The sequence below is a fragment of the Streptomyces deserti genome (assembly GCF_054782695.1).
Map to the genome: position 1 here is coordinate 1,042,141 of NZ_BAAGRZ010000001.1, position 26,285 is coordinate 1,068,425.

At 70.7% G+C, this 26,285-nt stretch carries 20 protein-coding genes and 2 pseudogenes; 13 read left to right on the forward strand and 9 right to left on the reverse strand.

What is annotated here, in order from left to right; translation table 11 throughout:
* Positions 1 to 12: 12 nt before the first annotated feature.
* Genes ACYVMZ_RS04690 through ACYVMZ_RS04725 form a run of 8 tightly spaced genes read left to right on the forward strand, consistent with a single transcriptional unit; the run spans position 13 to position 9,408 of the window.
* Entirely contained in the window at positions 13 to 1,224 is a 1,212-nt protein-coding gene (locus tag ACYVMZ_RS04690) for a glycosyltransferase (protein ID WP_461075682.1), read from the forward strand.
* On the forward strand, positions 1,221 to 2,693 hold the full coding sequence (locus ACYVMZ_RS04695) for an exopolysaccharide biosynthesis polyprenyl glycosylphosphotransferase (protein WP_461075684.1): 1,473 nt from the start codon (positions 1,221 to 1,223) through the stop codon (positions 2,691 to 2,693). The genes ACYVMZ_RS04690 and ACYVMZ_RS04695 overlap by 4 nt, the downstream gene beginning before the upstream one ends.
* A 6-nt stretch (positions 2,694 to 2,699) precedes the next feature.
* Positions 2,700 to 4,058, forward strand: a complete 1,359-nt coding sequence (locus tag ACYVMZ_RS04700) for an O-antigen ligase family protein (protein WP_461075686.1) — start codon at positions 2,700 to 2,702, stop codon at positions 4,056 to 4,058.
* Positions 4,055 to 5,698: a murein biosynthesis integral membrane protein MurJ gene (murJ, locus tag ACYVMZ_RS04705; protein ID WP_461075688.1), complete on the forward strand. Its 1,644-nt coding sequence runs from the start codon at positions 4,055 to 4,057 to the stop codon at positions 5,696 to 5,698. Before ACYVMZ_RS04700 ends, murJ begins: the two co-directional genes overlap by 4 nt.
* Positions 5,682 to 6,449 carry a polysaccharide deacetylase family protein gene (locus tag ACYVMZ_RS04710; protein WP_461075690.1) on the forward strand — a complete coding sequence of 256 codons (768 nt, stop codon included), beginning with the start codon at positions 5,682 to 5,684 and terminating at the stop codon, positions 6,447 to 6,449. The genes murJ and ACYVMZ_RS04710 overlap by 17 nt, the downstream gene beginning before the upstream one ends.
* A gap of 9 nt (positions 6,450 to 6,458) precedes the next feature.
* On the forward strand, positions 6,459 to 7,634 hold the full coding sequence (locus tag ACYVMZ_RS04715; protein ID WP_461075692.1) for a glycosyltransferase: 1,176 nt from the start codon (positions 6,459 to 6,461) through the stop codon (positions 7,632 to 7,634).
* A complete protein-coding gene (locus ACYVMZ_RS04720; RefSeq protein WP_461075694.1) occupies positions 7,631 to 8,287 on the forward strand; it encodes a YveK family protein in 657 nt (218 codons plus the stop codon). The genes ACYVMZ_RS04715 and ACYVMZ_RS04720 overlap by 4 nt, the downstream gene beginning before the upstream one ends.
* Positions 8,284 to 9,408: a GNAT family N-acetyltransferase gene (locus ACYVMZ_RS04725; RefSeq protein WP_461075696.1), complete on the forward strand. Its 1,125-nt coding sequence runs from the start codon at positions 8,284 to 8,286 to the stop codon at positions 9,406 to 9,408. Before ACYVMZ_RS04720 ends, ACYVMZ_RS04725 begins: the two co-directional genes overlap by 4 nt.
* Before the next feature lie 29 nt (positions 9,409 to 9,437).
* On the opposite strand, the gene ACYVMZ_RS04730 is transcribed toward ACYVMZ_RS04725, so the two are convergent.
* On the reverse strand, positions 9,438 to 10,673 hold the full coding sequence (locus ACYVMZ_RS04730; protein ID WP_461075698.1) for a glycoside hydrolase family 26 protein: 1,236 nt from the start codon (positions 10,671 to 10,673) through the stop codon (positions 9,438 to 9,440).
* 614 nt (positions 10,674 to 11,287) lie between these two features.
* Here ACYVMZ_RS04730 and ACYVMZ_RS04735 point away from each other — a divergent pair.
* Together ACYVMZ_RS04735 and ACYVMZ_RS04740 are read left to right on the forward strand one after the other, a co-directional pair.
* Complete coding sequence (locus tag ACYVMZ_RS04735; protein WP_461075700.1) at positions 11,288 to 11,848, forward strand: hypothetical protein; 561 nt, start codon at positions 11,288 to 11,290, stop codon at positions 11,846 to 11,848.
* Positions 11,841 to 12,239, forward strand: coding sequence for a hypothetical protein (locus tag ACYVMZ_RS04740; RefSeq protein WP_461075702.1), 399 nt, complete (start codon positions 11,841 to 11,843; stop codon positions 12,237 to 12,239). The genes ACYVMZ_RS04735 and ACYVMZ_RS04740 overlap by 8 nt, the downstream gene beginning before the upstream one ends.
* A gap of 673 nt (positions 12,240 to 12,912) precedes the next feature.
* On the opposite strand, the gene ACYVMZ_RS04745 is transcribed toward ACYVMZ_RS04740, so the two are convergent.
* The 3 genes from ACYVMZ_RS04745 to ACYVMZ_RS04755 form a co-directional block, all read right to left on the reverse strand.
* Positions 12,913 to 13,125 (reverse strand): hypothetical protein, encoded by a 213-nt coding sequence (locus ACYVMZ_RS04745; protein ID WP_461075704.1) that lies wholly within the window; start codon positions 13,123 to 13,125, stop codon positions 12,913 to 12,915.
* Between the two features lie 743 nt (positions 13,126 to 13,868).
* The gene (locus ACYVMZ_RS04750) at positions 13,869 to 14,171 is read right to left on the reverse strand and encodes a hypothetical protein (RefSeq protein ID WP_461075706.1); all 303 of its coding nucleotides are present in this window, start codon (positions 14,169 to 14,171) and stop codon (positions 13,869 to 13,871) included.
* Between the two features lie 210 nt (positions 14,172 to 14,381).
* Complete coding sequence (locus ACYVMZ_RS04755) at positions 14,382 to 14,768, reverse strand: hypothetical protein (RefSeq protein ID WP_461076345.1); 387 nt, start codon at positions 14,766 to 14,768, stop codon at positions 14,382 to 14,384.
* Between the two features lie 670 nt (positions 14,769 to 15,438).
* Between ACYVMZ_RS04755 and ACYVMZ_RS04760 the strand changes: the two are divergent.
* Positions 15,439 to 15,846: pseudogene (locus ACYVMZ_RS04760) on the forward strand (winged helix-turn-helix domain-containing protein); the annotation flags it as partial.
* 25 nt (positions 15,847 to 15,871) lie between these two features.
* A pseudogene (locus ACYVMZ_RS04765) lies at positions 15,872 to 16,026 on the forward strand (IS256 family transposase); the annotation flags it as partial.
* 566 nt (positions 16,027 to 16,592) lie between these two features.
* On the opposite strand, the gene ACYVMZ_RS04770 reads toward ACYVMZ_RS04765, so the two are convergent.
* The gene (locus ACYVMZ_RS04770; protein WP_461075708.1) at positions 16,593 to 16,940 is read right to left on the reverse strand and encodes a hypothetical protein; all 348 of its coding nucleotides are present in this window, start codon (positions 16,938 to 16,940) and stop codon (positions 16,593 to 16,595) included.
* A gap of 778 nt (positions 16,941 to 17,718) precedes the next feature.
* On the opposite strand from ACYVMZ_RS04770, the gene ACYVMZ_RS04775 reads away from it, so the two are divergent.
* Positions 17,719 to 18,918, forward strand: a complete 1,200-nt coding sequence (locus ACYVMZ_RS04775) for a S8 family peptidase (protein ID WP_461076347.1) — start codon at positions 17,719 to 17,721, stop codon at positions 18,916 to 18,918.
* A 563-nt stretch (positions 18,919 to 19,481) separates the two neighbouring features.
* Here ACYVMZ_RS04775 and ACYVMZ_RS04780 read toward each other — a convergent pair.
* The 4 genes from ACYVMZ_RS04780 to mmsA all read right to left on the reverse strand — a co-directional run bounded on the left by ACYVMZ_RS04780 (position 19,482) and on the right by mmsA (position 26,271).
* Positions 19,482 to 20,354 (reverse strand): ABC transporter permease, encoded by an 873-nt coding sequence (locus tag ACYVMZ_RS04780; RefSeq protein ID WP_461075710.1) that lies wholly within the window; start codon positions 20,352 to 20,354, stop codon positions 19,482 to 19,484.
* Positions 20,351 to 23,014: a CocE/NonD family hydrolase gene (locus ACYVMZ_RS04785; RefSeq protein ID WP_461075712.1), complete on the reverse strand. Its 2,664-nt coding sequence runs from the start codon at positions 23,012 to 23,014 to the stop codon at positions 20,351 to 20,353. Before ACYVMZ_RS04785 ends, ACYVMZ_RS04780 begins: the two co-directional genes overlap by 4 nt.
* Before the next feature lie 113 nt (positions 23,015 to 23,127).
* Positions 23,128 to 24,528: an APC family permease gene (locus ACYVMZ_RS04790; RefSeq protein ID WP_461075714.1), complete on the reverse strand. Its 1,401-nt coding sequence runs from the start codon at positions 24,526 to 24,528 to the stop codon at positions 23,128 to 23,130.
* Between the two features lie 240 nt (positions 24,529 to 24,768).
* Positions 24,769 to 26,271 (reverse strand): CoA-acylating methylmalonate-semialdehyde dehydrogenase, encoded by a 1,503-nt coding sequence (mmsA, locus tag ACYVMZ_RS04795; RefSeq protein ID WP_461075716.1) that lies wholly within the window; start codon positions 26,269 to 26,271, stop codon positions 24,769 to 24,771.
* Positions 26,272 to 26,285: the final 14 nt, after the last annotated feature.

A 26,285-nucleotide genomic window follows, 5' to 3' on the forward strand; every position in this document is an offset into this window, starting at 1 on the left:
TGCCGCACGGTGATGGCCGGCCGGCTTTCCGGGCCGTCACGCACGACGCGGCTGAGCCCCTCACCCCGCGTCCTCCACGTCACCCAGCCGGTGGACGGCGGCGTCGCCGGAGTGGTCACCGAACTGGTGCGCGCCCAGCGTGCGGCCGGTTTCGACGTCACGGTCGCTTGCCCCGACGGTGGCCTGCGACAGGCACTGCGGGAACTGGGCGCGGACGTACGGCGCTGGCCCGCCGTACGGGTGCCGGGACCGTCGCTTGCCGCTGAGGTGCTTCGGCTCGCTCGCGTCGTCGAACAGGTGCGGCCCGACGTGCTGCACGCGCACAGCGCCAAGGCCGGACTCGCGGCCCGGATGGCGGTGCGGGGGCGGATCCCGACGGTGTTCCAGCCGCACGCCTGGTCGTTCGAGGCGGTCAGCGGCGTTACCGCGGCGGTCGCCACGGCGTGGGAACGGCGGGCGGCACGCTGGACCACCCGCGTGGTGTGCGTCAGCGAGGCCGAGCGCGCTAGAGGCCAACGCGCCGGGGTGCGCGCCCACTGGCGGGTGATCCCCAACGGCATCGATCCGGTGCGTTTCCACCCTGCTGCCGTCGCCGCCGTACGCCCGGCCCTGGCCCCGCTCGTCGACCTTGATCCGGCCGCTTTGCTGGTGGTCTGCGCAGGGCGGCTGTGCCGGCAGAAAGGGCAGGACGTGCTGCTCGAGGCGTGGCCCTCGGTGCTGCGACGGGTGCCCGGAGCCCGGCTGGCGCTCGTCGGGGACGGGCCGCAGGAGCGGCCGCTGCGGCACCACGCGCCCGAGGGCGTGCTGTTCACCGGGGCCGTCGCCGATGTCGTCCCCTGGTACCAGGCCGCCGACCTGGTGGTGCTGCCGTCCCGTTGGGAAGGCATGGCGCTCGCCCCTCTGGAGGCGATGGCGTGCGAGCGTCCCGTGGTGGTCACGGACGTGGCCGGAGCACGTGAGAGTCTGCCGCCCGGTCACACGACGCACTGTCTGGTGCCCCCGGGCCGGCCGGGCCCGTTGGCCGATGCGCTCACCAGGACGCTGCTCGACCCGCTGCTGCGCGAGTCGCTCGGAGCCGAGGGGCGCCGCCACGTATTGGACGCGCACGACGTGCGGACGTCGGCCGAGGCGGTCGCGGACCTCTACCACGAACTGCTCGGCGTCCGGCGCACGGTGGCCCACCGCGTGGAAACCACCGAGTGCAGGGAGACGATCCGCTCGTGACCGCCGAACGTACCGTCCCTCCCCCTGGTGGCATGCCAGCGGAGCAGGGGTTCCCGCCCGTCTCGGTCATCCACCCGCGCGGCGCCGTCGGCGGCTTGCGGCTCCCTGCCGGGCGGCGGACCGCCAGGCGGCGGACCGCCGGGCTGCCCCTGCTCGCCGCGGACGCGGCCGCCGCGTTCACCGCCGCCCCCGCACTCCCGCATCCCCTGGTGACCGCGCCCCTGCTGCTCGCCGTCCTCTGTCTGAACGCCCGGGCGGCTTTGTACCGCCCCGCCGCCGTGCCCGCCGTCCTGGCCGAACTCCCCGCCGTCTGCGCACGGATCGCGGTGAGCTGGTGCGCGCTCGCGGCCATGGTCGCGGCCCTCTCCCCCACACATGCCCTGTCCGTCCGTACGCTGCTGACCGGCTGCGTTCTGCAGTCGGCGGCGAGTTGGGCGGGCCGCGGCGCGGTGCACTGGCACCGCCGCCGGACGCTGGCCCGCCATCCCGCCGCGGCCCTCGTCGTCGGCCCGGCCGCCACCGCCCCGCGCGTGGCCGCCGCCTTCCTGCGCCACCCCGGGTGCGGCCTCAGGCCGGTCGGTGTCCTGTCCGACGGCGGGGCCGGCGGCGAGGGGCTGCCGGTGCTCAGCACGGACGAGGAGGCGCAGCGGGCCGTCATCCAGAACAACGTGCGGGCCGTGCTCATCGTGGGCCCCGCAGGCGAACGCGCCGCGCTGCTGAGGAAGTTCGCCGAGGCGGGCTGCGTGCTGTGGGAGGTCGACGCGGACCTGCCGGCACCCGACCGGGCCAGGGACACGGCGTACGACGAGGCCGGACGCACGCCCCGCCGCCGATCCCATTGCGAGCGGATCGCGGGCTTCTCCTGTCGTCGCCTGAATGTCGGCCGACGCCCCGACAGCCCCACCAAGCGGGGCCTCGACGTCCTCGTCTCCGGGCTCCTGCTCCTCCTCGCCGGCCCGGTGCTGCTGCTCTGCGCGGTCGTGCTGCGGGTCAGCGACGGGCCCCAGGTCGTCTTCCGCCAGGAGCGCGTCGGCAGGGACGGCCGCCCCTTCACGCTGCTGAAGTTCCGCACCCATCGTCCGGCCGACCCGCATGAGGCGGCGACCCGCTGGAGCGTGGCGGGCGAGCGGAACATGAGCCGCTTCTGCCGCTTCCTGCGCCGCACCTCGCTCGACGAGCTGCCCCAGCTGTGGAACGTCTTCCGGGGCGACATGACCCTGGTCGGGCCGCGCCCCGAACGGCCGTACTTCGTCGCCGTGTTCAGCCAGACCTACCCCGGTTACGCCGCCCGCCACCGCATGCGGACCGGTCTCACCGGGCTCGCTCAGATCCACGGGCTGCGCGGCGATACCTCCATCGAGGACCGCGCCCGGTTCGACAACGCGTACATCGACGACTGGTCGCTGTGGCAGGACGTCTGCATCCTGCTACGCACCGCCGCCACGCTGGTCCGGCCGACGGGGAGCTGAACACCGGTGAGCCACGCATGCGCCCTGCCCAACACGCGCGGGCTGACACCCGTCCTGCCGGTGGTCGCGATGATCGCCCTGCTCGCGCTGCCCGTCGCGCCGGGCGGGGAGGGCGGCGCGACCCCCGCCGACGCCGCCTCCGGTGCCGTCGTACTGTGCTGCGCCGTACGTCTTCTGTACCACCGGCGACGCCCCCTGTCGCCCACCGCCGCCGTGGTCCTGGGCCTGCCCGTGGTGGGGATCGCGGTCGCGGCAGCGGGAGCCGCGGTACCGGGCACGGCGGTCACGGGCTTCTCGCGTTATCTGCAGATCTTCGTCCTCGTCCCGGCCGCCGTCCTGCTGCTCGTCCGCGACCGGCGAGACGTCCGGCTGCTGGCCTGGTCGATGGTGGCGCTCGCGGTGTGGCAGGGAGCCGTCGGGGTGCACCAGTACGCGACCGGGACCGGCGCCTCGTACATGGGCCGGGAGATCCGCGCCGTCGGCACCTTCGGCCCCGGCGACATCATGGGGATGGCGACCGTGGTCGCCTTCGGGCTGGTGTGCGCGGTGGGGCTGGCGCTGGGCTCCGCACCGGTACGGAGGGGGCACCTGCCTGCTGGAGCGGAGCCGAGAGCTTGGGGGCGGGTGTGGGCCTTGCTGTGCGCGCTGCTGCTGGTGGTGCCGCTGGCCGTGTCCTTCAGCCGGGGCGCGTGGATTGCGACGGCCCTCGCCTGTACGGCGCAGCTGGTCCTCGTGGGCCTGCGACGCGCGGTCAGGGTGGGCGCGGTCGTGGCCGCCGTCGCCGTGATCCTCGTCGGCGGGTTCGGTGTCGGCTCCGCGCTGCTGCAGGAGAGGCTCAGCAGCATCGGGCAGGTCGCCGACGCTCCCGACCAGTCGGTCTCCGACCGGTACGCCCTGTGGGCGGCAGCCGCCGGCATGTGGCGCGAGCGGCCGCTGACGGGCATCGGCCTCAAGGGCTTCCCCGAGCACCGCGACGGGCACGCCTCGCTGGCGCTGTCGTCGGGCAGCGACACGGAGGGCGCGGGCGCGGCGTACCGGAAGCAGCCGCTGCTGTCACCGCACAGCATGTACCTGCTGGTGCTGGGCGAGCAGGGGCTGATCGGGCTGCTGGCGCTGGCGGGGAGCTGGCTGGCGCTGCTGGTGCTGGGGCTGCGCAGGCTGGTTCGGGCCCGGCGAGCCAGGGATCCCGGGCTCGACTGCGCGCTCGTCGCCTGGGGCCTGCTGGTCTGGCACCTGGTCAACTTCGCGTACGCCGACATCGGCGGCCCGTCGACCGTGCTCACCGCCGTCTGTCTCGGCCTGTCGGCGTGGTGGGCGCTGGCAGGTCCCGACCCGGCCGTCCCCAAGGAGGCCGCGGCACGATGACCGTCACCCCGCCACGGGCCGGGGACGCCACCGTCCCCCTGGCGCGCGCCGGCACCGAGGGCCCGGAGACCAGCGGCGCCGGGCCCGTCTCGCAGGGCTTCCTCGCCAGGGCCGCCCTCGTCACCGTCGCTCTCTCCCTGGCCGGTGCTCTGCTGGGCCTCGGCCGGGACCAGGTGCTGGCCCACCTCTTCGGAGCGGGGAGCGAGACGGACGCCTTCCTGGTCGCCTGGACCGTGCCGGAGTTCGCGGCGACGCTGCTGATCGAGGACGGGCTGGCCTTCGCGCTCGTACCGGCGTTCAGCGCGGTCCTGGCCCGCCGCGCCCGGGAGGACACCGGCGACCCGGTGCGGGCCCTGGTCCGCCGCACGCTGCCCCGCCTGGCGCTGGCGCTCTCCGTGGCGTCGGCCCTGGTCGTCTGGGGGGCGCCGTACCTGGTCCAGGTGCTGGCGCCCGGGCTCCCGGACCCCGGGCTCGCTGTGGACTGCACCCGGCTGACCGGCACCTGCGTCCTGACCTTCGGCCTCGCCGGCTACTGCAGCGCGGCCCTGCGCGCGCACCGCCGGTTCGTCGCGCCCGCGGCCATCTACGTGGCCTACAACGGGGCCATCATCACGGCGATGTTCGTCCTCGGCGCACGCTGGGGCGTACGGGCGACGGCGGTCGGCGTCGCGGTGGGCGGCGCACTCATGGTCGTCACCCAACTGCCGTCGCTGCTACGACGGTTGCACCGCACGCCGACAGCCCCGAAGACAGCCGCGGCAGCCGGAGAGGCATCCCGGCACACCATGAAGCTCGCCCTCATCGTCACCGTCCTGCTCTTCGCCCTGTGCCGCCAGTCCCAGGTCCTCGTCGAGCGTTTCCTGGCCTCCTCGTTCCCCGCCGGCGCCATCTCGCATCTGAACTACGCCCAGAAGGTGGCCCAGATGCCGATGGTGATCGCCCTAATGCTGTGCACGGTCACCTTCCCGGTCGTGTCGCGGGCGCTGGCCGAGGGCGCCACCGAGCGGGCCCGCGACCGCGTCGAGCGCGACCTCCGGGCGGTGTCGTCCTTCGTGCTGCTCGGCACCGCGGTCGTCATCGCCTGTGCCCCGCAGCTCGTCCACGTCCTGTTCCAGCGAGGCGCGTTCACCGCGCAGGACACCGCGGCCACCGCCGCCGTCATGCGCGTGTACGCGCTCGGGCTGCTCGGCCACGCCCTGGTGGGCGCGCTCGTCCGGTCGTATTTCGCGGCGGGGCGGCCCACCTGGTACCCGGTGGCCGCGATGACCGCCGGGATCGTCGCCACCTCGTGGATCGGCGCGGTGACGGCCGGCTCGTGGGGCGTCCTGGGGATCGCCGCGGCCAACGCGGGCGGCATCACCCTCACCGCCCTGATCCTGTTGTACGGCATGGAGACGTGCGGCGTGCCGATCCGCATCCGGCCGCTGCTGGCCGCGATGGGCAGGCCGCTGCGCGCGGCGGTGGTCGCCTGTGGCGTGGGCGGGTTCTGCGCGAACCTCGTCGACTCCCCCGCCCTCGGGTTCGCGGCCGGCGGCACGGCCGCGACCGTCGTCTTCTTCCTGCTCGCCCGGACACCGGGCGAGCAGCGCTCCGCACTCCGCACCGTCACCCGGAGGCTTCCGCATGATCGTTTCCGCTGACCACGATCCTTCCACCGCCCCCGGTCCCGACAGGCCCCGGCGCAGACCGGGCCAGCCCCCCTGGGTGGCGATGTACCACTCCGTCGGCGACTGCTCCGACGACCCGTACCGCGTCACCGTCTCACCCGGCCGCCTGGACCGGCAGCTCGGCTGGCTCCGCCGCCAGGGCCTGCGCGGCGTCGGTGTGCACGAGCTGCTCGCCGCGCGCGCCCGGGGAGAAGCACAGGACCTGGTGGGACTGACCTTCGACGACGGGTACGCCGACTTCCTCACGCACGCCCTGCCGCTGCTGCGCCGCCACGGCTGCGGCGCCACCCTGTTCGTGCTGCCAGGCAGGCTGGGCGGCGAGAACGCTTGGGACCCGCGCGGTCCGCGCAAGCCACTGCTGTCGGCGGAGGGCATCCGGCACGCCGCCGCCGAGGGCGTCGAGATCGGCTCGCACGGCCTCACGCATGTGGACCTGACCCGGGCCGACGACGCCCTGCTCCGCGCCGAGGTGAGGGACAGCAGAGCAGCGCTCCGCGAGCTGACCGGTGCTCACATCCACGGTTTCTGCTACCCGTACGGATGGGCGGACCGCCGCGCCGTCGACGCCGTACGGGACGCGGGCTACAGCTACGCCTGCGCCACCGACCCCAGTGACCTGTCCGGCCTTCTCGCCATCCCCCGCGTCCACATCGGCGAACGGGACACGGTCTGGCGGCTGCGCCTCAAGCGCCTCCTGCGCCGCCACCCCGTCGAGGGAGTGTGAGCCTCCGCCATGCCCGGGCTGAAGGCCCTGCACATCATCACCGGCCTCGGCGTCGGCGGTGCCGAACAGCAACTCCGGCTACTGCTGCGCCACCTGCCCGTCGACTGCGACGTCGTGACGCTCACCAACCCCGGCCCGGTCGCCGAGAGCCTGACGGCGGATGGTGTCCGCGTCATCCACCTCGGCATGTCCGGCAACCGTGACCTGTCCGCCCTGCCCCGTCTGGTCCGCCTGATCCGGTCCGGCCGCTACGACCTCGTACACACCCACCTCTACCGGGCCTGTGTGTACGGCAGGATCGCCGCGCGCCTGGCGGGCGTCCGGGCCGTGGTGGCCACCGAACACTCCCTCGGCGGCACCCAATTGGAGGGCCACGCCCTGACCGCCGGCGTGCGCGCGCTGTACCTGGCCAGCGAGCGGCTGGGCCACGCCACGGTCGCGGTCTCGCCCACGGTGGCCGACCGGCTCCGGCACTGGGGTGTGCCCGAGCCGCGCATCGAGGTCGTGCCCAACGGCATCGACGTGGCCCGCTTCCGCTTCGACCCGGTCAGCCGCGAGCACACCCGCCGCCGTCTAGGACTGCCACAGGACGCGTACGTCGTCGGCGGCATCGGCCGGCTGACCGCGGGCAAGCGGTTCGGCGTCCTGATCGGCGCCCTGGCTCGGCTCCCCCGCGATTACCGGCTCCTGCTGGTCGGCGGTGGCCCGGAGGAGAACGTGCTGCGGCGCACCGCCCAGCAGGCCGGAGTGACCGACCGGGTGCTGTTCGCCGGCGAACGGCCGTACGACGCCGACGGTATCCGCGGACTCGATCTGCCGTCGCTGACCTCGGCGATGGACGTGCTCGCCTCACCGAGCCCGGAGGAGGCCTTCGGCCTCGCCGTCGTGGAGGGCCTGGCGGCGGGGCTGCCGGTGCTGTACGCCTCCTGTCCGGCCGTCGAGGACCTCCCGCCGCGCCTCGCCGCCGAGGCCCGCAGAGTGCGGGGCGGCGCGGACGCGTTCGCCCGCGCCCTGACCGAGACCCGCGCCCTGACCGAGGCCGGGCGGTCTCGTCCGCCGAGCCGCCCCGTCTCCGCCGCCGCCCGCCACTACTGCATCACGGGCACCGCCGCACGGCTCATGGACGTGTACGCGGCCGCCGTTTCCCGCTCGTCACCGTCACCTCTGGAAGTGACCTTCTCATGACCTCCACCACCGAATATCCGACAGCCCAGACGCCTCCGGCACCCCCGGCAAACCCGACAGTCCCGGCCCGCCGGCACCCCGTACTGAGGCGCCCGAGAGCGCTGCCGCCGTGGTCCCTACTCGCCGCCGGCGCCCTCGCCGGTACCCTGGCCGGCGGCGCCTACGGCGCCCTCACGCCGCCCGCGTACTCGGCCACGGCCTACGTCCTCGCCGTACCGACCTCGAAGTCGGACCCGCAGGCGGCGCTCGGTTTCGCCCAGGCGTACGGCCGCGTCGCCACACAGCTCGCGGTGCTCGGGGACGCCCAGGTGGGGGCGGGCGTGCCGGCGCGGACGCTACGCGAGAGCGTGCGGTCGGCGACCTCCCCGGACGCGCCGATGGTCGCCGTGACGGCCACCGCCGCACGCCCCGATCTCGCCGTCGACATGGCCAACGCGGTCACCCGTGCGCTGACCCGGCACGCCCACCACGCCAAGGACGCCACGCACGTCGAGCTCCAGCAGTTCTCCCGGGCCGTCAGGCCCACCGAACCGTCCTCGGCGTCCCCCGTGCTGACCGGCCTGGTGGGCGCGAGCGCGGGCGGCCTGCTGGGCGGCCTCGCGCTGCTGGTCCGCCCGCGCCGCGCCACCACCGACGGGCACGGACAGCGGTGAGCACGGCGCTGCAGGCCTGCGCAGGCACCCTGCGGGCCGAACTGTGCACGGACGAGCGGGAGTTCACCGCACTGGGCCCGGCCTGGGAACGGCTGTACCGCAGGTGCGGTGCGGCGACGCCGTTCCAGAGCCACGCCTGGCTGCACTCGTGGTGGACGTCGTACGGCAGGCCCGGCCGGCTGCGGCTGGTGCTGGTGCGCGACGGCAACGAACTGCGGGCGGTCGCGCCGCTGATGCGCCTCGGGCCTCCGCTGCCCCGGCTGGTCCCACTGGGCGGGGCGATCTCCGACTTCGGGGACGTGCTGCTCGACGACGAACACGCCGAGCGGGCAGCGGCCGCACTCGCCGAAGCACTGTCGGCGGCTGCCCGCACCGCGCTGATCGACTTCCGCGAAGTACGGCCGGGCGGCGCGGTCGAGCGCATCTACGACCACTGGCGCGGACCGCGACGCCGGGTGCCCGACTCGCTCTGCATGGAGCTGCCCGCCGTACCTCTGCAGGAGCTGGCGGCCCAGCTGCCCACCCCGAGGGCCCGGCGGGCGCGGGCCAAGCTGCGCAAGCTGACCGCGCTGGGCGTGGCGGACCGGATCGTGTCCCCCGACGAGGCGGACGCGGCCCTGGGACGGCTCCTCGCGCTGCACCGGCTGCAGTGGCAGGGCCGCCGGGTGACACCGGAGCACCTCCGCGAGCGGTTCGCTGAGCACCTCGTGCGCGCGGCCGGCCCGATGGTGCGCGCCGGCGACGCCATGATCACCGAGTTCCTGCTGGACGGCGAGTTGGTGGCCGTCGACCTGACGCTGCTGTCTCCGCGCTTGGCGGGCTGCTATCTGTCCGGCGTCCATCCGGTGCTGCGCGAGCGGAAGGCGGACATCGCCGTGATGCTGATGGAGGCTTGCGCCCGGTACACCGCCACCGGGGAGCGCGGCACGCTCAGCCTGCTGCGCGGCAGCGAGCCGTACAAGCGCCAATGGGATCCTGAACCCGTCAGAAACCAACGGTTGCTGATGGCCCGGCGGCGTACCGCGCCGCTGCTGTCGGCGGTCGTCTGCGAGGTCGCCGCACGCAGCCATGGCAGAGAACTCGTGCGCTGGTGGCAGGAGCAGGTCGGCGGCAGGACCTGAGCCTCCCGCCGCCCCCTCGGACCGGCGGGTCACCAGATCCGCGACCACCAGTCGGAACGGACGCAGATCCTCCCACCGAGCCAGTACTCGGCCCAGTCTCCCAGGTCCAGTGGCGAGCAGTTCGGGGGCGGCGGAGGCACCGGTGCGGGCTGTGGCGTCGCCACAGGCGTCGGCAGCGGGAGCGGCAGGGGCCCGGTGGGGCCGGAGAGCGCGGACCGGTACACCTCGGCCGCCTGCGGATTCCGCCGGCACTGCCACACGCCGTGCGGGCAGTAGTCGGTGATCGTGTGGTACAGCGGCTTGTGCTCGTCGATCCAGGCGAGCATGCGCCGCATGTACTCCGCGTTGTCGCCGTTGCGGAACAGGCCCCATTCCGGATACGAAATCGGCTTGCCGTGTTCCTTCGCGAAGTCCACGTGTTCCCGCAGCCCGTACGGCTCGGTCACCTGTCCCTCGAAGGACAGCCCCTGCGGCTGGTCGTACGTGTCCATGCCGATGACGTCGACCGTGGCGTCCCCCGGATAGCACTCCGTCCAGGGAATGGCGTCACGCCCGCGACTCGGCGCGAAGTCGAACCTGAACTGCTGCCCCGCCACCGAACGCATGGCGGTGACGATTCTGTTCCAGTACGTCTTCCATGCCTCAGGGTCCGGCCCGCACCGATGGGTGTACGTCGTCCCGTTCATCTCCCACCCGAGCACGAGCACGGTGTCCGGCACCCCCAACGCGACGAGCCGCCCGGCCAGACGGCGGTAGTGTCCGTCGAACTCCCCGGCCGCACCCCGCCGCAGCAGCGCACCCACCTCGGCATCGGACACGCCCTCCTCATTGCGCTCCATCATGGGCACGTTGAGGACGAGCATCCGGTCCTGCCTCTCCCGACGCCAGGCCGCCCAGGCATCGAGGAAGCGGGGCTCGCCCTGAATGTTGCTCCAGAGGTCACCCGGCAGATAGGTGCGCCCCACGCGCACTTGGGCGCCGTTCAGCCACCGGCTGAGCCCGGCCGTACGAGCCACGCCGAGCGATCCGTAGTGGAGGTAGGCCCCGAAGGCGGGTTGCGGGGCGAGCGGTACGGCCGGCACGGGCAGTGCGGGCGGGACGACGGTGGCTGTCGGCACGGCCGCTGTCGGCACAGGCGTCTGGGCGGCCTTCTGGCCCCCGGCGTTCACGGCGTGTCCCATTCCCGGTACCAGGGCGGCCAACGCGAGAAACCCGGCCGCGACATACAGAGGCCATCTTCTGCGACGCCGTTGCTGAGCGGCCATGGCTGCCCCTTTCTCCGCGCATCGGCGGCAACCGAACCGCGCGGACTGCCACCCGCTTGTCCGAAGCCAATGCATTGATCAGTCACATGTGCCCTGTGCCTTGGCAGCCCCTGACCACCCGCACGAGTGAGCCGTGATCGAGGAAAGCGCAGTGAATTCGCCGTGCCCCCGATCCCTTTCACCACGGGGCCAGCGGCCGTACGCGACACGCGACCGGAGCATGGAGGGGTCGGCCTTGGGGACCGGGAAAGCACTCGGGTGCCGGACGCGGCACGTCCGGCACCCGTAGCAGAGCACTACCGACGGGACGCGGCCCGGCCTTGCCGGTACAGGATCACGCCACTCGTCAGCAGCAGCGCCGCGGCCCCCGAAGCCACGATGGCCTGCTTGTCGAGGCCGGTCTCGGGGAGCTGGGGCGGTTCCGCCGGTGGCGAGACGGGCGGCTTCGCCGGGGGCTCGGAGTGCCGAGGCGGCTCCTCGGCCGGCGGAGTAGTGGTGGGAGGCGACGATGTGGGTGGCTTCGTCGCCGGCGGCCTGTGGGTGGGCGGCGGAGACGTGGGCGGCTTCGTGGACGGTTTGTCGCCGTAGCCGGTGTCGTCACCGTAGCCACCGTCATGACCGGAGTCGGCGTCCCCACCGTAACCATCGTCATGACCCGAGCCGGCATCCTCGCCATAGCCATCGTCATGACCGTAGCCAGCATCCTCATCACTGCCGGCATCCTCGCCACTGTCGGCATCCTCGCCGTAGCCACCATCCTGGCCGGAGCTGGTGACCTCAGCGGAGCCAACGGCCTCACCATTGTCAGTGGACTCATCACTGCCGGCGACCTCACCACTGCCGACCGCCTCACCGGAGCCGATGGCCTCACCACTGTCAGTGGACTCACCACTGCCGGCGGCCTCACCACTGCCGTTGGCCTCACCGGAGCCGGCGACCTCACCACTGCCGGCGGCCTGACCGCTGCCGGCATCTTCGCCATAGCTACCGTCGGCCTCGGCCCCGACCTCGTCGCCGTACCCGCTTTCACTGCTGGGGGCACTGCTGGGGGCACTGTCGCCGTACCCACTGTCACTGAGGGAACCGGGCACGTCGACATCGACGCGATCGGTGTGGTTCTCAAGGCCGCCGGGCCCGCGGTCATCGCTCTGGGCAGCGACGTGCGGGGTGCCTGACGATCCGCGCGGGTTCGGGCCGCTGGTGAAGGAGCTCCCGGCGGGCGGGTCGGTCGCGGCACTCATGTCGTTGGGCTTGTCAGCGGCGGTGACGGACACCTCGGCTTGCGTGTCCGCGAACGCCGTGATGCCGTACAAGGGCAGGATGCTCGTCGCGGCGGCAGCCACGACCATTCCCCTGCTCAGGTTCTTTCTCAATCTAGTCGTCTTCCTGTTCGAAGAAAAGTGGAAACCGCAAGCCGGAATCGCGCGGGATCGCGTGCAACAGATCGCACCGCATCGCGTCAGCGATTCCTTCTCTTCTTACGGCTGCGACCTGGGATGGCTTCTCGCCTCCCGTAGTTCCGCCTCCGCTGGATCTTCTGGCTGGTCCAGTGATGAGAACCGGTGAAGTGCCAGTACCGACAGTCCGAGCATCGGTAGATGCGGTCAGGGATTTTCTCCAACAACGGCTGCTTGATCAGCCAGCCCCTCGCCTCGGAATCGGTACGGAACGACGCTTTCCCGGTTTCCGGACAACGCGGCAGGATGATCATATCAGCCATATTCCCTCCGAGGCGCGATGCGATGCACATTCCTCCGGGTGGAACCGATACTGCATCGGCAGTAAACCCTCCATCAAGCAGGTGACACTCTTCCGGACGAGCAGTGATTGAATTTAATCCGAACGGCCCTGTACGGCGACTGATACGAATTGCACTGATCGGACGATATTCGGGACGACTTCACCATCTTCGCCGCCCTGCACCTATGCGTTCGAACGCGTTGGACGAGCTCACCGGCCACGGAAAAGAAAGAGCGGCCACCGGAATGGATGGCCGCAGCCGACAGGGCGCCGGCTCTCGATCAACGACTGCCATGATCGCCAGCTATGTGATGTCACGGTTGATCAATAGCTGGTGAAACAGAAAGCGCCTCTCTCTAGGCGGATCAGGATGTCACCTCACCCACCCGTCAGAGAAAGACGCCTTCTGTCGGGCTGCGATCCCCAAGGGAATCGACAGGAAAGGCCCTGACCGCCGAACTGTAGTCGAACGGTCAAAGCCCCCCAGGACTCAGGTCGTTCAGGCCAGTGGGGGCAGCGTGACCGCGACCGTGGCCGTGGCCGTGTTGGTGTTGGTGTTGGTGTTGCTGTTGGTGTTCTCGTTGATGATGACGATGTCGTCGACGCTGTCGTCCTTCTTGTCCCCGCAGGCGCTCGCAGCCGAGGCGGAACCCGCGAGGATGGCCACCGCCGCGAGGGTCGCCGCAGCGCCCCGCTTCATGGTCTTGCGCATTTGATATATCTCCATTCTGCTTCTTCCCCACTGGACGAAGCAGAACCGATATTGCCGCGACGCCGAAGGCCACACAACTTGAAATGCCCAAGAGCCCGGAAGTTCATCCATATGGCCCTGTACTACAGCTGATATTAATTACCGAGCGCACAGGCCACACCCGGTCGGCCGCCCAATAGAGGGCTGACCCTCTGGACGACGGCGTCAGGCGAATGTCTGCAGTGGAGCGGCCCGTGTCGGCGCGGCGGGGAAGAGCGGCGCGGAAGCCGGCAGCACGGTGGCCACCGAACAGAGCATGCGGTGAGGTATCTGCCCTCCGGGATAGCAATAGGGCCGACCGCCATAGGCGGTCGGCCCTACGTTGTTCCAGGAACCTAAATGTTCTTAGATCCCCTTCGGGAAGATGTGATCACCGGCATGCAGACCCCGCAACACGCGTGCGCTGGCCAGCCATGAATCACCGGCTTTATGGCACGGCACAACCCGGCTTCAGAGGGCTCAGCCCACCCCGTCACTACTCCGGCAACCGCCGAACAGCGAAATGCGCGGCTCGATGCCGCGCATTCGCCGTGGCTTGCGGCCGCCCGAGCGAAGCACCTCTCCCCCGGCGGATGAGGATGTCACCCCATCCGCCCGTCAGGGAAAGACGCTTTCAGGTAGGGTAACGATCCCCAAGAGAATCGGGTGACCGCCGAACTGGACTCGAACGATCACAAGCCGACTCCGTAGGGCTCAACCCAATATCAGAGGCCGAGGCCGAGGACACCAAGGAGGGTCGGCGCGACGGCCTGCTGGCCAGCGGCCGCCGCCGGAGCCGGCGCCGGAGCCGGGGCCGGCGCGGGGGGCGGAAGGGTGACCGTGGCGGTGGCGGTGGCGGTGTTCTCGTTGGTGTTGCTGTTCGTGTTGTCGTTCTCGTTGACGATGACAATGCCCGAGTCGTCGCTCCCGCGCACGTCCTCGACGGCGCTGGCAGCCGAGGCGGAACCCGCGAGGAGGGCCACCGCCGCGAGGGTCGACGCAGCACCCCGCTTCATGGTCTTGCGCATTTGATATCTCCGTTCTGTCTCTTCCCGGTTGGAAGAACGAAACCGATATTGCCTCAACGCCGAAGCAGGCACCACTTGGAATGCTTGTGGCTCCGGAACTTCATCCACATGGCCCCCTGGGGCAGGTAATACGAAGTGCAGAATCCCCAGGTCACGCCTCACCAATGACCCAATGGAGTAATGACACACCGGCTGCGCAACAGAGTTGAATCACCGTTTCGTTTCGAACCACCGATCGAATGCGCGCTCGATGGGGATCATTCGGTCGTGGTCCCGGCATCGGGCCGAGGTGCCTCGAGCTGCGACCGAATCCCCGTCGGTGAGGGCAGGGCTCTGTGGTACCCCGGCAGCACAAACGCTTCGCTGACAAGGCCAGTTGGAAGCCCCGAGGCTGTCATGTCTTGTCAAGCCGCTTGAGGCATCGCTGTCGTCGCGGGGCCTCTTGCCCTCGCTGATGCGGCGGGCGATGTACGTCTTCATGGCAGGATCGAAATGCATCCTGATCAGGGTGATCTTGCGCATCCCACGGCTCAGCCGGCGGTCGCCGCCCCGCTTCAGCCCGTGCCTGACGGTCGGGCCCGAGGCGGCCGGGATCAGCGCGACACATGCGAAGGAGGCGAAGGCGGCCTCGGAACGGAACCGGCCCGAAAGTGACCGACTGAAGGATCTGCGCTGCGGCGTTCGGCCCGACGCCGAGCAAGTCCAGGAGCCGGACGGTCAATTGCGGATGAGCTGGAGGAGTTGGTTCTCCAACTCGGCGGCCTCGGCCTGGAGGTGCCCGATACGCTGGGCGGTAGAACGCAGCGCGGATAGTCATGCGGTTCTCGCCGGACGGCGCGGGGCGATCACGGAGGCCGGCACAGCGCGCGACCTGCTGCGGTCGGCCACGGCGACGCTGTTCGGCACGGAAGTCATTCCGGCGCGGATAGCAGCGCAGCGCCTCGCGTTCCCCGCGGCTCAAGGGCTGGATGACGTGCTCGGTGGCCCAGGGCCTCACTCGCCGCGCGGATGGCTCGAGCATGTACGTCTTGCGGCCTCCATGGACCGGCGGGCGCTTGGGGCGGCAAACCTCGACGCCGCGTTCACCAGCGTCCTCAAGAAGGCGGCGAGGACGGCGCTGTAGCTGCCGATTCCTTCGAGTGCCCAGCAGCGGTTCTTCGCAGTCCTGTAGGAGGGCCGCTAGAGATCTTTAAGGACGCAGGTTACATGGGGCCGTGACGGCTGTCGTGGGCTGCGCTGTGCGGCGGAATGAGGTATCCCGACGGTCGTGGCCCGGCGGTTCAGGAGGACGCATAGGTCGGCGAACCGCTGGCGGCGGGCGTTGGCTGCGGGCTGCTCTGACCTCCAAGGGCCCGGCGGTACCCGCGGCAAGCTCGGTGCGGTACGACTATGCCCGCTGGAAGCCGCGTTGGACTTTGGCCCGTCCGCCATCGCCTGGCGACCAGTGCTGGACTTCGGCGAGGATCGCCGAGGTCGTTCGCCACCGGTTCGGCGTCGAGTACGCCCTGGCCGGGCTGGAGCCGCTGCACCGCATCGGCTGCAGCGTGCAGGTCCCGTCCCGCAGGGCCACCGAGCGCGACGAGGAAAAGATCGCCGCCCGGAAGGACGAGCAGTGGCCTGTCACAAGAAGACGGCGGCGGACCTGGGCGCCTGCCTCTGTTTCGAATTCCGGGCCGCGTCGGACGAACAGCTCGTCCGCGATGCTTGTCGACCGGGCCCGCAGCGAGGGCCTGCAGCTGACCGGAGAACTGGGCTGTTGCAGCAGCTGACCAAGCGAGTGCTGGAGTCCGCGCTGGAGGGCGAGATCACCGACCATGTCGGCTACGAGAAGCACGATCCGACCGAGAGAACGGGCCGCTCCACCGTGTCTCTCCCGTTCGTGGACGCGCCATCAACGGAACCTCAACAACCAGATCAGCCGTTGAATTGACACACAAATCTACGGCGCATTCGGCTGCGAGTCGGCTGATCGCGGAGAGCTCATCCGCCTGCCCGGCGCGGGACGAGGCGGGGCCGGTCGAGAGGGTGCCGCCGGGCGTGTACGACAGGTCGTGTACGGCCTGCTCGCGGGCTACGTGCGAGGTCTTCGGCCTCAACTGCAGGGGTGCTGGTCCGGGGAGCCGGAGACGCTGCGGCTACTGCGGGACGGGCGAGTGCGGGCCGGGATGCTGGTCTGAAGTGGTCAGTGACTGTAGGCAGGGTGGGAGCCGGTGATGCGTCCACTTCCCATCATGGGCACGGGCGACTTCGTCGCTGATGGCCTTGTAGAACGCGCGGAGTTCGACTCCGCTTCCAGGTCCATACCCATGCCGGGGCATGCCCGACGATGTGCCGGCGGTGGCCGCCGTCCACCCAGACCCTGCGGATCGCGGAATGGGCGGCGACCGTATCCGTCAGACTGCTGCCGACGAGGGAGCGCCGTCAGCAGTTGCCGATCTGGGTGCTCGCACCGTCGGTCTCCAGCGTGGCGCAGACCTCCGGGGTTCTGGGCAAGGTGACGGTGAAGGTCTCTTCGACACCGGCCTCAACGGTCTTCTCCAAGCTCGCAAGCACGGTGCCGTCGCCATCGGCGATGTGCACACTGACAGTCCGCTCCTGCTCGCAGGTAACGCCGACGCTGACCGCAGTGATCACCTTGTTGCTGACCGTGTTGAGGCTGACGCCGCAGGGGAAGTCCTGCTGGGGAGCGGCCTGCGCGGGCGCGGCGGCGACGAGCGGTGCGGAAGCCAGCAGCACGGTGGCCGCCGAACGGAGCATGCGATGAGGCATTGGTTCTCCTGGGTGTCCATCGGGCCGACCGCCCTTAGGCGGTCGGCCTCTCAATCGCGGCGCCCAAATTTCCCTTAAGCGCCATTCGGGATAGATGTGACCACGGTTCGTACGATCCCCGCAACACGGCGCGCTTCCAGCTGATGACCGGGTCCGCCACTCGGGTGGACCGATGTTCGCGCCCCCCGTGCCTGCCTGTGCGGGAGCGTCAGCTTCCGTACACTGCGTCGATTTCGGCCGCGTACGCCGCCGTCGCCTCGTGGCCATCTGAACCTCGGCGCGTATGCAGCGGTACGCGGTCGCAATGCCGAACCGGCAGCAAGTAGGTGTCGCCGCACCGTGGATGTGCCAGGGCGACGGCCCGCACTCAGCGCCGCCACCGCGCGCCTACCCGGTCCAACCCGCGGTCACCACTGCCAGACCGGAAAGGGCTCAAAGGTTCGCCCAGAGCACCGAAGAGGCCATCAGCGCCCGTTCCAACGGTTCGTTGCCCAGGCTGCGACCTCCTGCCAGGCGTGGGGTCCGACGGTTCCTGAAGGGTTTCGGGCGCGCGGGGTCAGTAGAAGGCTGATGGGCTTCGCGCGCTCAGCCGGTCAGCCATGGAGCAGTCCTTGAGACGCTCCGGCGTGCAATTCACCCATACGTGGTGGCTGTTGACTATTCAGGGTGAAAAGTTCTGATGGCGCATTTCCATGATGAATCGTCTGGTCATCCTATGATCGACAGCTTCAGCAGCAGCGTCACGGGTCCCCGAGGAAGGCTCTTCAGGATGCGAGAGATGTTCACTGCCCGGCGGCGGATCGTCGCGGCGGTCGCCGCGGCGGTCGCGGCCGCCGCCATCGGGTGCGGTACCGCCCTGCCCGCCAAAGCCAATCCGGCCGCCGGAAAGATTCTGGACGAGGACTCCGCCGACTCCATCGACAACAGCTACATCGTCGTACTGAAGGACTCCGCCGGGTTCAGGGCAAAATCGGCAGAAGGAGAACTATTCGCAGCCAAGTACGGCGCCACGGTGGAGCAGACCTACGACGCCGCGCTCAATGGCTACGCCATCCGTATCGGCGCCTCCGGAGCGAGGAGTCTGGCGGAGGACCCGGCCGTCGCGTTCGTCGAGCAGGACAAAAAGGTCCGCCTCGACGCAACCCAGATCAACCCGCCGTGGGGCCTGGACCGGATCGACCAGGCCCGCCTTCCGCGCAGCCTGACATACACCTATCCGGATACGGCGGGCGGTTCCGCGACCGTGTACGTGATCGACACGGGAGTGCGCATCACTCACACGGAGATCGCCGGGCGCGCCAGACACGGCTATGACTTTGTCGACCGTGACGTCACCGCCTCCGACGGCAACGGTCACGGAACGCACGTCGCCACCACGGTCGCCGGCAGGACGTACGGCGTGGCCAAACGCACCAGGATCGTGTCGGTTCGGGTGCTGAACAACAGCGGGGCCGGCACACTCTCCAACGTCGTCGCGGGCGTCGACTGGGTCACCTCGCGCCGCGTCAGGCCCTCGGTCGCCAACATGTCGCTGGGCGCCAGCGCCAGCACGGCGCTGGACACCGCGGTGAGGAACTCCATCGCCTCCGGTGTCACCTATGCGGTGGCCGCCGGCAACTCCAACGTGAATGCCGCCTACTTCTCACCCGCCCGGGTGGGTCCTGCCCTCACCGTGGGAGCCAGCACCTGGAATGACTACAGATCCAGTTTCTCCAACTACGGTTTCGTGCTCGATCTGTTCGCCCCCGGCTCGTTGATCACCGCCGGCTGGCACACCAGCGACACGGCGTCGGCCACGCTCTCCGGCACCTCGATGGCGGCCCCTCATGTCGCGGGAGCCGCGGCCGTCTACCTCACCTCGCACCCCACCGCCAGTCCGGCAACCGTACGCAGCGCTCTCGTCAACGGGGCCACGACCGGAGTCCTGAGAAGCGTCGGAACCGGTTCACCCAACAGGCTCCTCAGACTCGTACCCTAGATGATCGATTTTAAGGGGTCAGCGGTCGAAGGCGGTCAGTGATCGCATTACTGGCTGTCAGCGGGCCAGTCGCAGCAGCCGGACGGGCAGTTGGGCCAGTCGGTGCTCCACGTCGCGGCCGAAGTGTGTTCTTGTCGCCTGTCAGCATCCGTCGGGCCGGGGCCACCAGTTCCGGTACGGCGGCAAGCGAGACAGCTCCTCCGCGACCACACTGACCGGAGGGACACCGGCAGCTGTCAACGACGTCGACATCGAGGGGCACATCTCCCAGCAGGACGGTTCGTCGCTGGCCGTCTTCGACTCCACTAACACCGACGTGCGAGCGAACATCGCCCGGAACAACACCAACTCCGCGATCTTCGTTATCCCGCCACCTGGCACCGGCCTGCCCGTTGGCGTCATACAGGCTGGGCGACACCGCGACTACGCGTTCCTGCGGTCAGGGCTCCACACGTCGGGCACCGCTGCCGCGCGGTAGGCAGCGCGCCGCGCAGCCTCGTGTCCGGTACGGCTCGTACCGAGCCCTCGTCCGGTCGGAGACCGGTGGGTGATCCTCCGTTGACCTAGGAGACGACGTCCTTTCGGGCGAAACCTCGGAAGGCCAGGGCGAACAGCACGAGAGCGTACGTTACGGAAATCGACGTGCCCTGGATCATGTCCGTCCACTGCATCTGCGGTTGGACGGCGTCGAGCCAGGCGTACTGCCAGTGCGCGGGCAGGAAGTGCCGCCAGTCGCCGAGGGCCGTCACCTCGTCGAGGACGCTGCCGATGATGGTCAGGAACACCGCGCCGCCGACCGCGCCCAGCGGTGCGTCCGTCCGGGTCGACAGCCAGAACGCGAGGGCTGCGGTGACCAGTTGGGACACCATGATGTACACCACGACGATCAGCAGGCGCTGGGCCGCGGTGCCGGTGGGCAGGGTGCCGCCGGTGGGCAGCTGGAGCGGGCCCCAGCCGTAGGCGGCCGTGCCGACGACGAGGGCGACGATCGGAAGCAGGACCAGCGCGGCCAGGCTCAGGGTGAGTCCGACGGCGAGCTTGGACCACAAAAGCCGGGCCCGGGGTACGGGGGCCGCGAGCAGGTAGCGCAGGGACGACCAGCTGGCCTCCGAAGCGACCGTGTCGCCGCAGAACAGGGCGACGGGGATGACGAGGAGGAAGCCGGCGGCGGAGAAGAGGTTGACGGCGGCGAAGTTGGCTCCGGAGGCCGTCGCCGTGTCGATGAGGTTCAGGCGATTGTTGTCGCCGCCCGGGTCGCCGCCGACCTGGAAGGCGATGAGCAGGATGATCGGCAGGGCGAGCAGGACACCGCCCATGACCATCGTGCGGCGCCGCTTCAGCTGCCGGACCAGCTCCACGCGGAAGGGCAGGGTGCGGCCCGCGCGGTAGCCGTCGGCGACCTCGACGGGCTCGGCCCGGTCGGCGAGCTTGCTCATGCTTCGGCTCCGATCAGGGTGAGGAAGGCGTCCTCCAGGCGGCGGTGCGGGCCGACCGACGCCACGGGTACGTCCAGGCGTACCAGTTCGGCGACCAGGCGCTGCGGGGTGCCGTCGGCGTCGAGCTGGACCAGGAGGCCCTCGTCGGTGCGGACGGCCGAGGCGACGCCCGGCAGGGCGGCGACCTTCTCGACGACGGGTTCTTCGACGGGCGTGGCCGTGCCCACCAGGAGGGTGTTGCCGGAGCCGATGATCTCCGCGACGGGGCCCGCCTGGACGAGTTGCCCGTGGTCCATCACGACCAGGTGGGTGCAGGTCTGCTCCACCTCCGCCAGGAGGTGGCTGGAGACGATGACCGTGCGCCCGGCGGCCGCGTATCGGATCATGACCTCGCGCATCTCGCGGATCTGGGGCGGGTCGAGGCCGTTGGTCGGTTCGTCGAGGATGAGCAGGTCCGGCAGGCCGAGCATGGCCTGGGCGATGGCGAGGCGCTGGCGCATGCCCTGGGAGTACGTGCGCACCGCCCGGGCCAGCGCGTCGCCGAGGCCGGCGATCTCCAGGGCCTCGTCCAGGTGGGCGTCCTCGGGCGGGCGGCCGGTGGCCCGCCAGTACAGCTCCAGGTTCTCGCGGCCCGACAGGTGCGGCAGGAAGCCCGCGCCCTCGACGAAGGCGCCGACCCGGGAGAGCACCTTGGCGCCCGGCCGGACGGCGTGGCCGAAGACGCGGATCTCGCCGCCGTCCGGGGTGATCAGGCCCATCAGCATGCGCAGGGTCGTGGTCTTGCCCGCGCCGTTCGGGCCGAGCAGGCCCAGCACCTGGCCCTGCTCCACCCGGAAGGACAGGTCTTTGACGGCGTACCGGTCGGCCGACTTCGCGTACCGCTTGGTCAGGCCGGTGATCTGCAACGGCACCTCGGCCAGCGCGGGATCGGGCGGGGGGGCCGTCGTGCGGCGCCGGCCGGTCAGCACCAGCGCCAGCGCCACGGCCGCACCGGCGAGCGGCATCCAGAACACCCAGGCCGGCAGCGGGCCCTGGGTGTTCGTCCCGGCGAGCGGGGTGGGGACCTCCAGGTCGCCCTTGAGGGAGACCGTGTACGTCGCCGGGGTCACCGGGGAGGCGTAGCCGAGGTCCGTCGAGGACAGGACCAGGCGCAGCCGGTGGCCGTCGTCCACCTCGTGGTCGATCGCCGGGAGGGTGATGCGGACGTCCTTGCCTGCCTTGGCACCTTCGACACGCAGGGGCGTGACCAGTTGGGAGGGCAGCACCGGCTGCGAGCGGCCGGGGCCGACGTCGTAGAGCTTCGCGAAGAGCACGGCGTCGTCGCCGGTCGACTTCACATGGATCGTGACCGTCGGGGAGCCCGTGATCTGCGTGTCGTCACGGAAGGGCGCCGACTCGAACGCGGCGAACTGTCCGGGGAAGTCGAGGGACACGCCGATGCCGAGCGAGGACAGCTGGGACAGGCCGCCGGCGGCGCCGAGGCCGGGCAGGGCGGAGACGGCGGGTGGGGAGGCCCCGGCCGGGTTGCCGAGACGCTGCTCGGGCCGCCCGGTCAGGGAGATGGCGCGCGGGGCGCTCTCGAGGCCGGGGTAGCGGTCGTCGGTCACACCGCTGAGCCGGGGTTCGCCGTCCCCGGAGCCGGTGCCGAGGGTCCGGGTGACCCGGAAGGCGGGACCGGTGGCGGTGCCCTTGTCGTCCTTCAGGTAGCGGTCGAACCAGGCCTGTACGCGGGCCCGGACGCGGCTCGTCTCCATGTCGCCGCCGTCGTGTCCGCCGGCGATCCAGTCGACGGCGACCGGTGCGCCGTTGGCGCGGATGGCCTTCGCCGCCTGGTCGGCCTGATCCAGTGGGAAGAGGGAGTCGGACTGGCCCTGGATCAGCAGCGTGGGCACCTTGATGCGGTTGCCGACGGCGGACGGCGAGCGTTCCTCGAGCAGCCTGCGCGCCGCCGCGTCCGGCTTCCCGGACTCGGCGACCCGCTCGTACATCCGGCACAGCGCGGGCTCGAATCTGTCGCAGCCGCCGCCGGAGTTGACGAAGATGCCGGCCCACAGCTTCTTGAACACGCCGTTCGGGAACAGCGCGTCGGCGAGGTTCCAGTACGTGATCGCCGGGGCGATGGCGTCCACCCGGTCGTCGTGTCCCGCCCCGAGGAGCGCGATCGCGCCGCCGTAGGAGGCCCCGGCCATGCCCACGCGCGGGTCGCCGGGCTTGTCGAGCTCGACCTGGGGCTGCTTCGCGAGCCAGTCGATCAGCTTCGAGACGTCGGCGACCTCGCCCTTGGGGTCGTTCAGCCCGATCTTCCCCGTGGACCTGCCGAAGCCGCGCGCCGACCAGGTCAGGACCGCGTACCCGTCCCGGGCGAGGTCCTCCGCCTGCTGCCGTACGTCATCCTTGCTGCCGCCGAAGCCGTGCCCCAGCAGGACGGCGGGGCGGCGGCCGCCCGGGCCGGAGGTGAAGTACGAGGTGTCGATGCGCACTCCGTCGCCGACGGACATGACCCGGTCGGCGCGGTGCACCGGGGGCGCGTCGTCGGAGGCGACGGCCGACCCCACCGTCCACGTACCGGCACCGGCGAGCACGACGACGGCGGCCGCGGCGGCGCCCAGCCGTCGCGGCCCCCGAAGCAGCCCTCGCCATCCGGGCAGTCGAAGATCCATGCGTCAACGGTAGAGGGTCAACCTGTCGATGACGTGTCGACCGGAGACTGAACCCATGCCCCTCCCAGGGGAGTACGGGGCTGCCGCTCCCTACCGCGTTCGTGGTACCGGGTTCAGACCCGCGCGTCCTCCGGGACGGTCACCAGCCAGCGGGTGGCGCGGCGCGGGCGCAGGTAGAGCGCCCAGTACAGGGTGGCGGCGGCCGTGATGCCGCCGGTCCACAGCAGGTACTCCGTCTCCTGTCGGCTCAGGATGTACGTGAGGACGGCGATCAGCAGGACCGGTGCCGCGGGCCACAGCGGCATCCGCCACGCGCGCGCGTGCCGGTGCGTACCGCGCCGGGCGAGCAGGGCGGCGACCGCGACGAGCAGGTACATGCCGGTGACGGAGACGCCCGTGACGCCGTACAGCGTGTCCAGGTTGACGAAGCACAGGGCCGCGCCGGGCACGCCCACCGCGAGGGTGGAGACCCAAGGGGAGCCGAAGCGGCCGAGCTTGGCGAAGAGGTGGTTCACCGGCTCGGGCCAGGCCTTGTCGCGGGCCGAGGCGAACAGCACGCGCGAGTTCTGGATGACCATGACGATGCCCGCGTTGACGATGGCGAGGGCCACGCAGAGGCTGACGAAGGTGCCGACGGCGGAGTTGGACCAGGCGGTGACCATGCCGCCGATGTCCCCGCTGGTGAGCTCCTGGAGGTCCGAGGCGCCCAGGGTGATGGCGATGACCGGCACCAGGATGATCACCGCGGAGATGCCGAGGGTGGCCAGCACCGTGCGGGCGACCGTGCGGCGCGGGTTCTCCAGCTCCTCGGAGAGGTAGACGGCGGTCGAGAAGCCCTGGGTGACGAAGAGGGCGATGGCGAGCCCGGAGACGACCAGCAGGGCCGTCACGGTGTCCGTACCGCCGTCCACCCCGGCCACCTGCATCGACGTCAGGCTGCCGGGGCCGCGCTCGGCGTGCGCGAAGCCCAGCACCGCCACCACGGCCGCGGCCACGACCTCCAGGACCAGGAAGACGCCAGTGATCCAGGCGTTGGCGCGCAGGTCGAGCAGACCGGCCAGGGTGGCGAGCAGCATGACGCCGGCGCCCGCGACCGACGGGTCGAGGTGCACGACCGGCGCCAGGTAGTCGGCCGTGCCCATCGCGATGACCGGAGGAACGATCATGACGACCAGCAGGGACAGCACGAACACCAGCCAGCCCGCCAGCCGCCCGGCCAGCGTCGACACCATCGCGTACTCGCCGCCCGCGCTGGGGATCAGCGTGCCGAGCTCCGAGTAGCAGAACGCGACGGCGACACAGAGGAGGGAGCCGATGGCGATCGTCAGGGCGGTCGCGGTGCCGAGCGAGCCGAAGAGGTCGGGGACGACCACGAACAGCGTGGAGGCGGGCGTCACGCACGACAGCGTCAGCAGGGTGCCGCCGACCACGCCGATGGAACGCTTGAGCTTCCGGGGACTGTGGTCCTCTGCCTCGGCGACGTCGGTGGCGACAGGGCGGAGCGTGTCGGTCATGCGGCGGTTCCGATCGACTCGTGCGACTGGTGCAGCGGGATTGCGCTGCATGGAACCCCGACGAAAACCGTTACGTCAATGGTCGTTTACCTACGGAATCCGCAGTTACAAGGCGCTCTCAATATCCATCTGGCCACAACAGGTCAGTCAGATCGGGTTTCTTGGCGCCCTACGGGAACCGCAGGGCCCGTCCGTAAAAAAATGCGGCCGTCCGCATAGCGGACGGCCTCTTCGGGGCTGTCAGTGGTTGCGCGGGAAGCCCAGGTCCACGCCCGCGGGGGCGTCGGCCGGGTCCGGCCAGCGGGTGGTGACGACCTTGCCGCGGGTGTAGAAGTGCGTGCCGTCGTTGCCGTAGATGTGGTGGTCGCCGAAGAGCGAGTCCTTCCAGCCGCCGAAGGAGTGGTAACCGACGGGGACCGGGATCGGGACGTTCACGCCGACCATGCCGGCCTCGACCTCCAGCTGGAAGCGGCGGGCCGCGCCGCCGTCCCGGGTGAAGATCGCGGTGCCGTTGCCGAACGGCGAGGCGTTGATGAGGTCCAGGGCCTCCTCGTACGTCTCGGCGCGCAGCACGCACAGCACCGGGCCGAAGATCTCGTCCTGGTACGCCTTCGCGCTGGTCGGCACCTTGTCGAGGAGCGAGATGCCGATCCAGTGGCCGTCCTCGTGGCCCTCGACGGTGTAGCCGGTGCCGTCCAGGACGACCTCGCAGCCCTCGGCCGCCGCGCCCTCGACGTACGACGCCACCTTGTCGCGGTGGGCCTTGGTGATCAGCGGGCCCATCTCGGAGGCCGGGTCGTCGCCCGGGCCGATCTTGATCTTCTCGGCGCGCTCGCGGATCTTCTCCACCAGTTCGTCGCCGATCGCGCCGACCGCGACGACCGCGGAGATCGCCATGCAACGCTCGCCCGCCGAGCCGTAGGCCGCCGAGACGGCCGCGTCCGCCGCCGCGTCCAGGTCGGCGTCGGGCAGGACCAGCATGTGGTTCTTGGCGCCGCCCAGGGCCTGGACGCGCTTGCCGTTCGCGGAGGCCGTGGTGTGGATGTAGCGGGCGATCGGGGTCGAGCCGACGAAGGAGACGGCCTTGACGTCCGGGTGCTCCAGGAGGCGGTCAACGGCCACCTTGTCGCCGTGGACGACGTTGAAGACGCCGTCCGGCAGACCCGCCTCCGCCAACAGCTCGGCGAGACGGATCGACGCCGACGGGTCCTTCTCGCTCGGCTTCAGCACGAAGGTGTTGCCGCACGCGATGGCGATGGGGAACATCCACATCGGCACCATCGCCGGGAAGTTGAACGGCGTGATGCCCGCGACGACACCCAGCGGCTGCCGGATCGCGGCCACGTCGACCCGGTTCGCGACCTGCGTGGACAGCTCGCCCTTCAGCTGCACGTTGATGCCGCACGCCAGGTCGACGATCTCCAGGCCGCGCGCGACCTCGCCGAGGGCGTCGGAGTGCACCTTGCCGTGCTCGGCGGTGATCAGCTCGGCGATCTCGTCGCGGTGGGCGTCCAGCAGCGCGCGGAACGTGAAGAGGACGGACGTGCGCTGGGCCAGGGACGACTGGCCCCAGGTGGCGAAGGCCTCCTTGGCCGCCGCGACCGCCGCGTCCACCTCGTCGACGGAGGCGAACGCGACCTTGGTGGTGACCTCGCCGGTCGCCGGGTTCGTCACCGGCCCGTACGTACCCGAGGCGCCTTCGGCGGTCTTGCCGCCGATCCAGTGGTTGACGATCTTCGTCATGCCGGGGAACTCCT

What these genes read in the sequence shown, in the direction of transcription:
- ACYVMZ_RS04730 (WP_461075698.1), bottom strand. Translation starts at nt 10,673, where the DNA reads ATGGCCGCTCAGCAACGGCGTCGCAGAAGATGGCCTCTGTATGTCGCG.
- ACYVMZ_RS04735 (WP_461075700.1), top strand. Translation starts at nt 11,288, where the DNA reads ATGACCGGAGTCGGCGTCCCCACCGTAACCATCGTCATGACCCGAGCC.
- ACYVMZ_RS04785 (WP_461075712.1), bottom strand. Translation starts at nt 23,014, where the DNA reads ATGGATCTTCGACTGCCCGGATGGCGAGGGCTGCTTCGGGGGCCGCGA.
- ACYVMZ_RS04780 (WP_461075710.1), bottom strand. Translation starts at nt 20,354, where the DNA reads ATGAGCAAGCTCGCCGACCGGGCCGAGCCCGTCGAGGTCGCCGACGGC.
- ACYVMZ_RS04710 (WP_461075690.1), top strand. Translation starts at nt 5,682, where the DNA reads ATGATCGTTTCCGCTGACCACGATCCTTCCACCGCCCCCGGTCCCGAC.
- murJ (WP_461075688.1), top strand. Translation starts at nt 4,055, where the DNA reads ATGACCGTCACCCCGCCACGGGCCGGGGACGCCACCGTCCCCCTGGCG.
- ACYVMZ_RS04745 (WP_461075704.1), bottom strand. Translation starts at nt 13,125, where the DNA reads ATGCGCAAGACCATGAAGCGGGGCGCTGCGGCGACCCTCGCGGCGGTG.
- ACYVMZ_RS04715 (WP_461075692.1), top strand. Translation starts at nt 6,459, where the DNA reads ATGCCCGGGCTGAAGGCCCTGCACATCATCACCGGCCTCGGCGTCGGC.
- ACYVMZ_RS04790 (WP_461075714.1), bottom strand. Translation starts at nt 24,528, where the DNA reads ATGACCGACACGCTCCGCCCTGTCGCCACCGACGTCGCCGAGGCAGAG.
- ACYVMZ_RS04750 (WP_461075706.1), bottom strand. Translation starts at nt 14,171, where the DNA reads ATGCGCAAGACCATGAAGCGGGGTGCTGCGTCGACCCTCGCGGCGGTG.
- ACYVMZ_RS04770 (WP_461075708.1), bottom strand. Translation starts at nt 16,940, where the DNA reads ATGCCTCATCGCATGCTCCGTTCGGCGGCCACCGTGCTGCTGGCTTCC.
- ACYVMZ_RS04775 (WP_461076347.1), top strand. Translation starts at nt 17,719, where the DNA reads ATGTTCACTGCCCGGCGGCGGATCGTCGCGGCGGTCGCCGCGGCGGTC.
- ACYVMZ_RS04720 (WP_461075694.1), top strand. Translation starts at nt 7,631, where the DNA reads ATGACCTCCACCACCGAATATCCGACAGCCCAGACGCCTCCGGCACCC.
- ACYVMZ_RS04690 (WP_461075682.1), top strand. Translation starts at nt 13, where the DNA reads ATGGCCGGCCGGCTTTCCGGGCCGTCACGCACGACGCGGCTGAGCCCC.
- mmsA (WP_461075716.1), bottom strand. Translation starts at nt 26,271, where the DNA reads ATGACGAAGATCGTCAACCACTGGATCGGCGGCAAGACCGCCGAAGGC.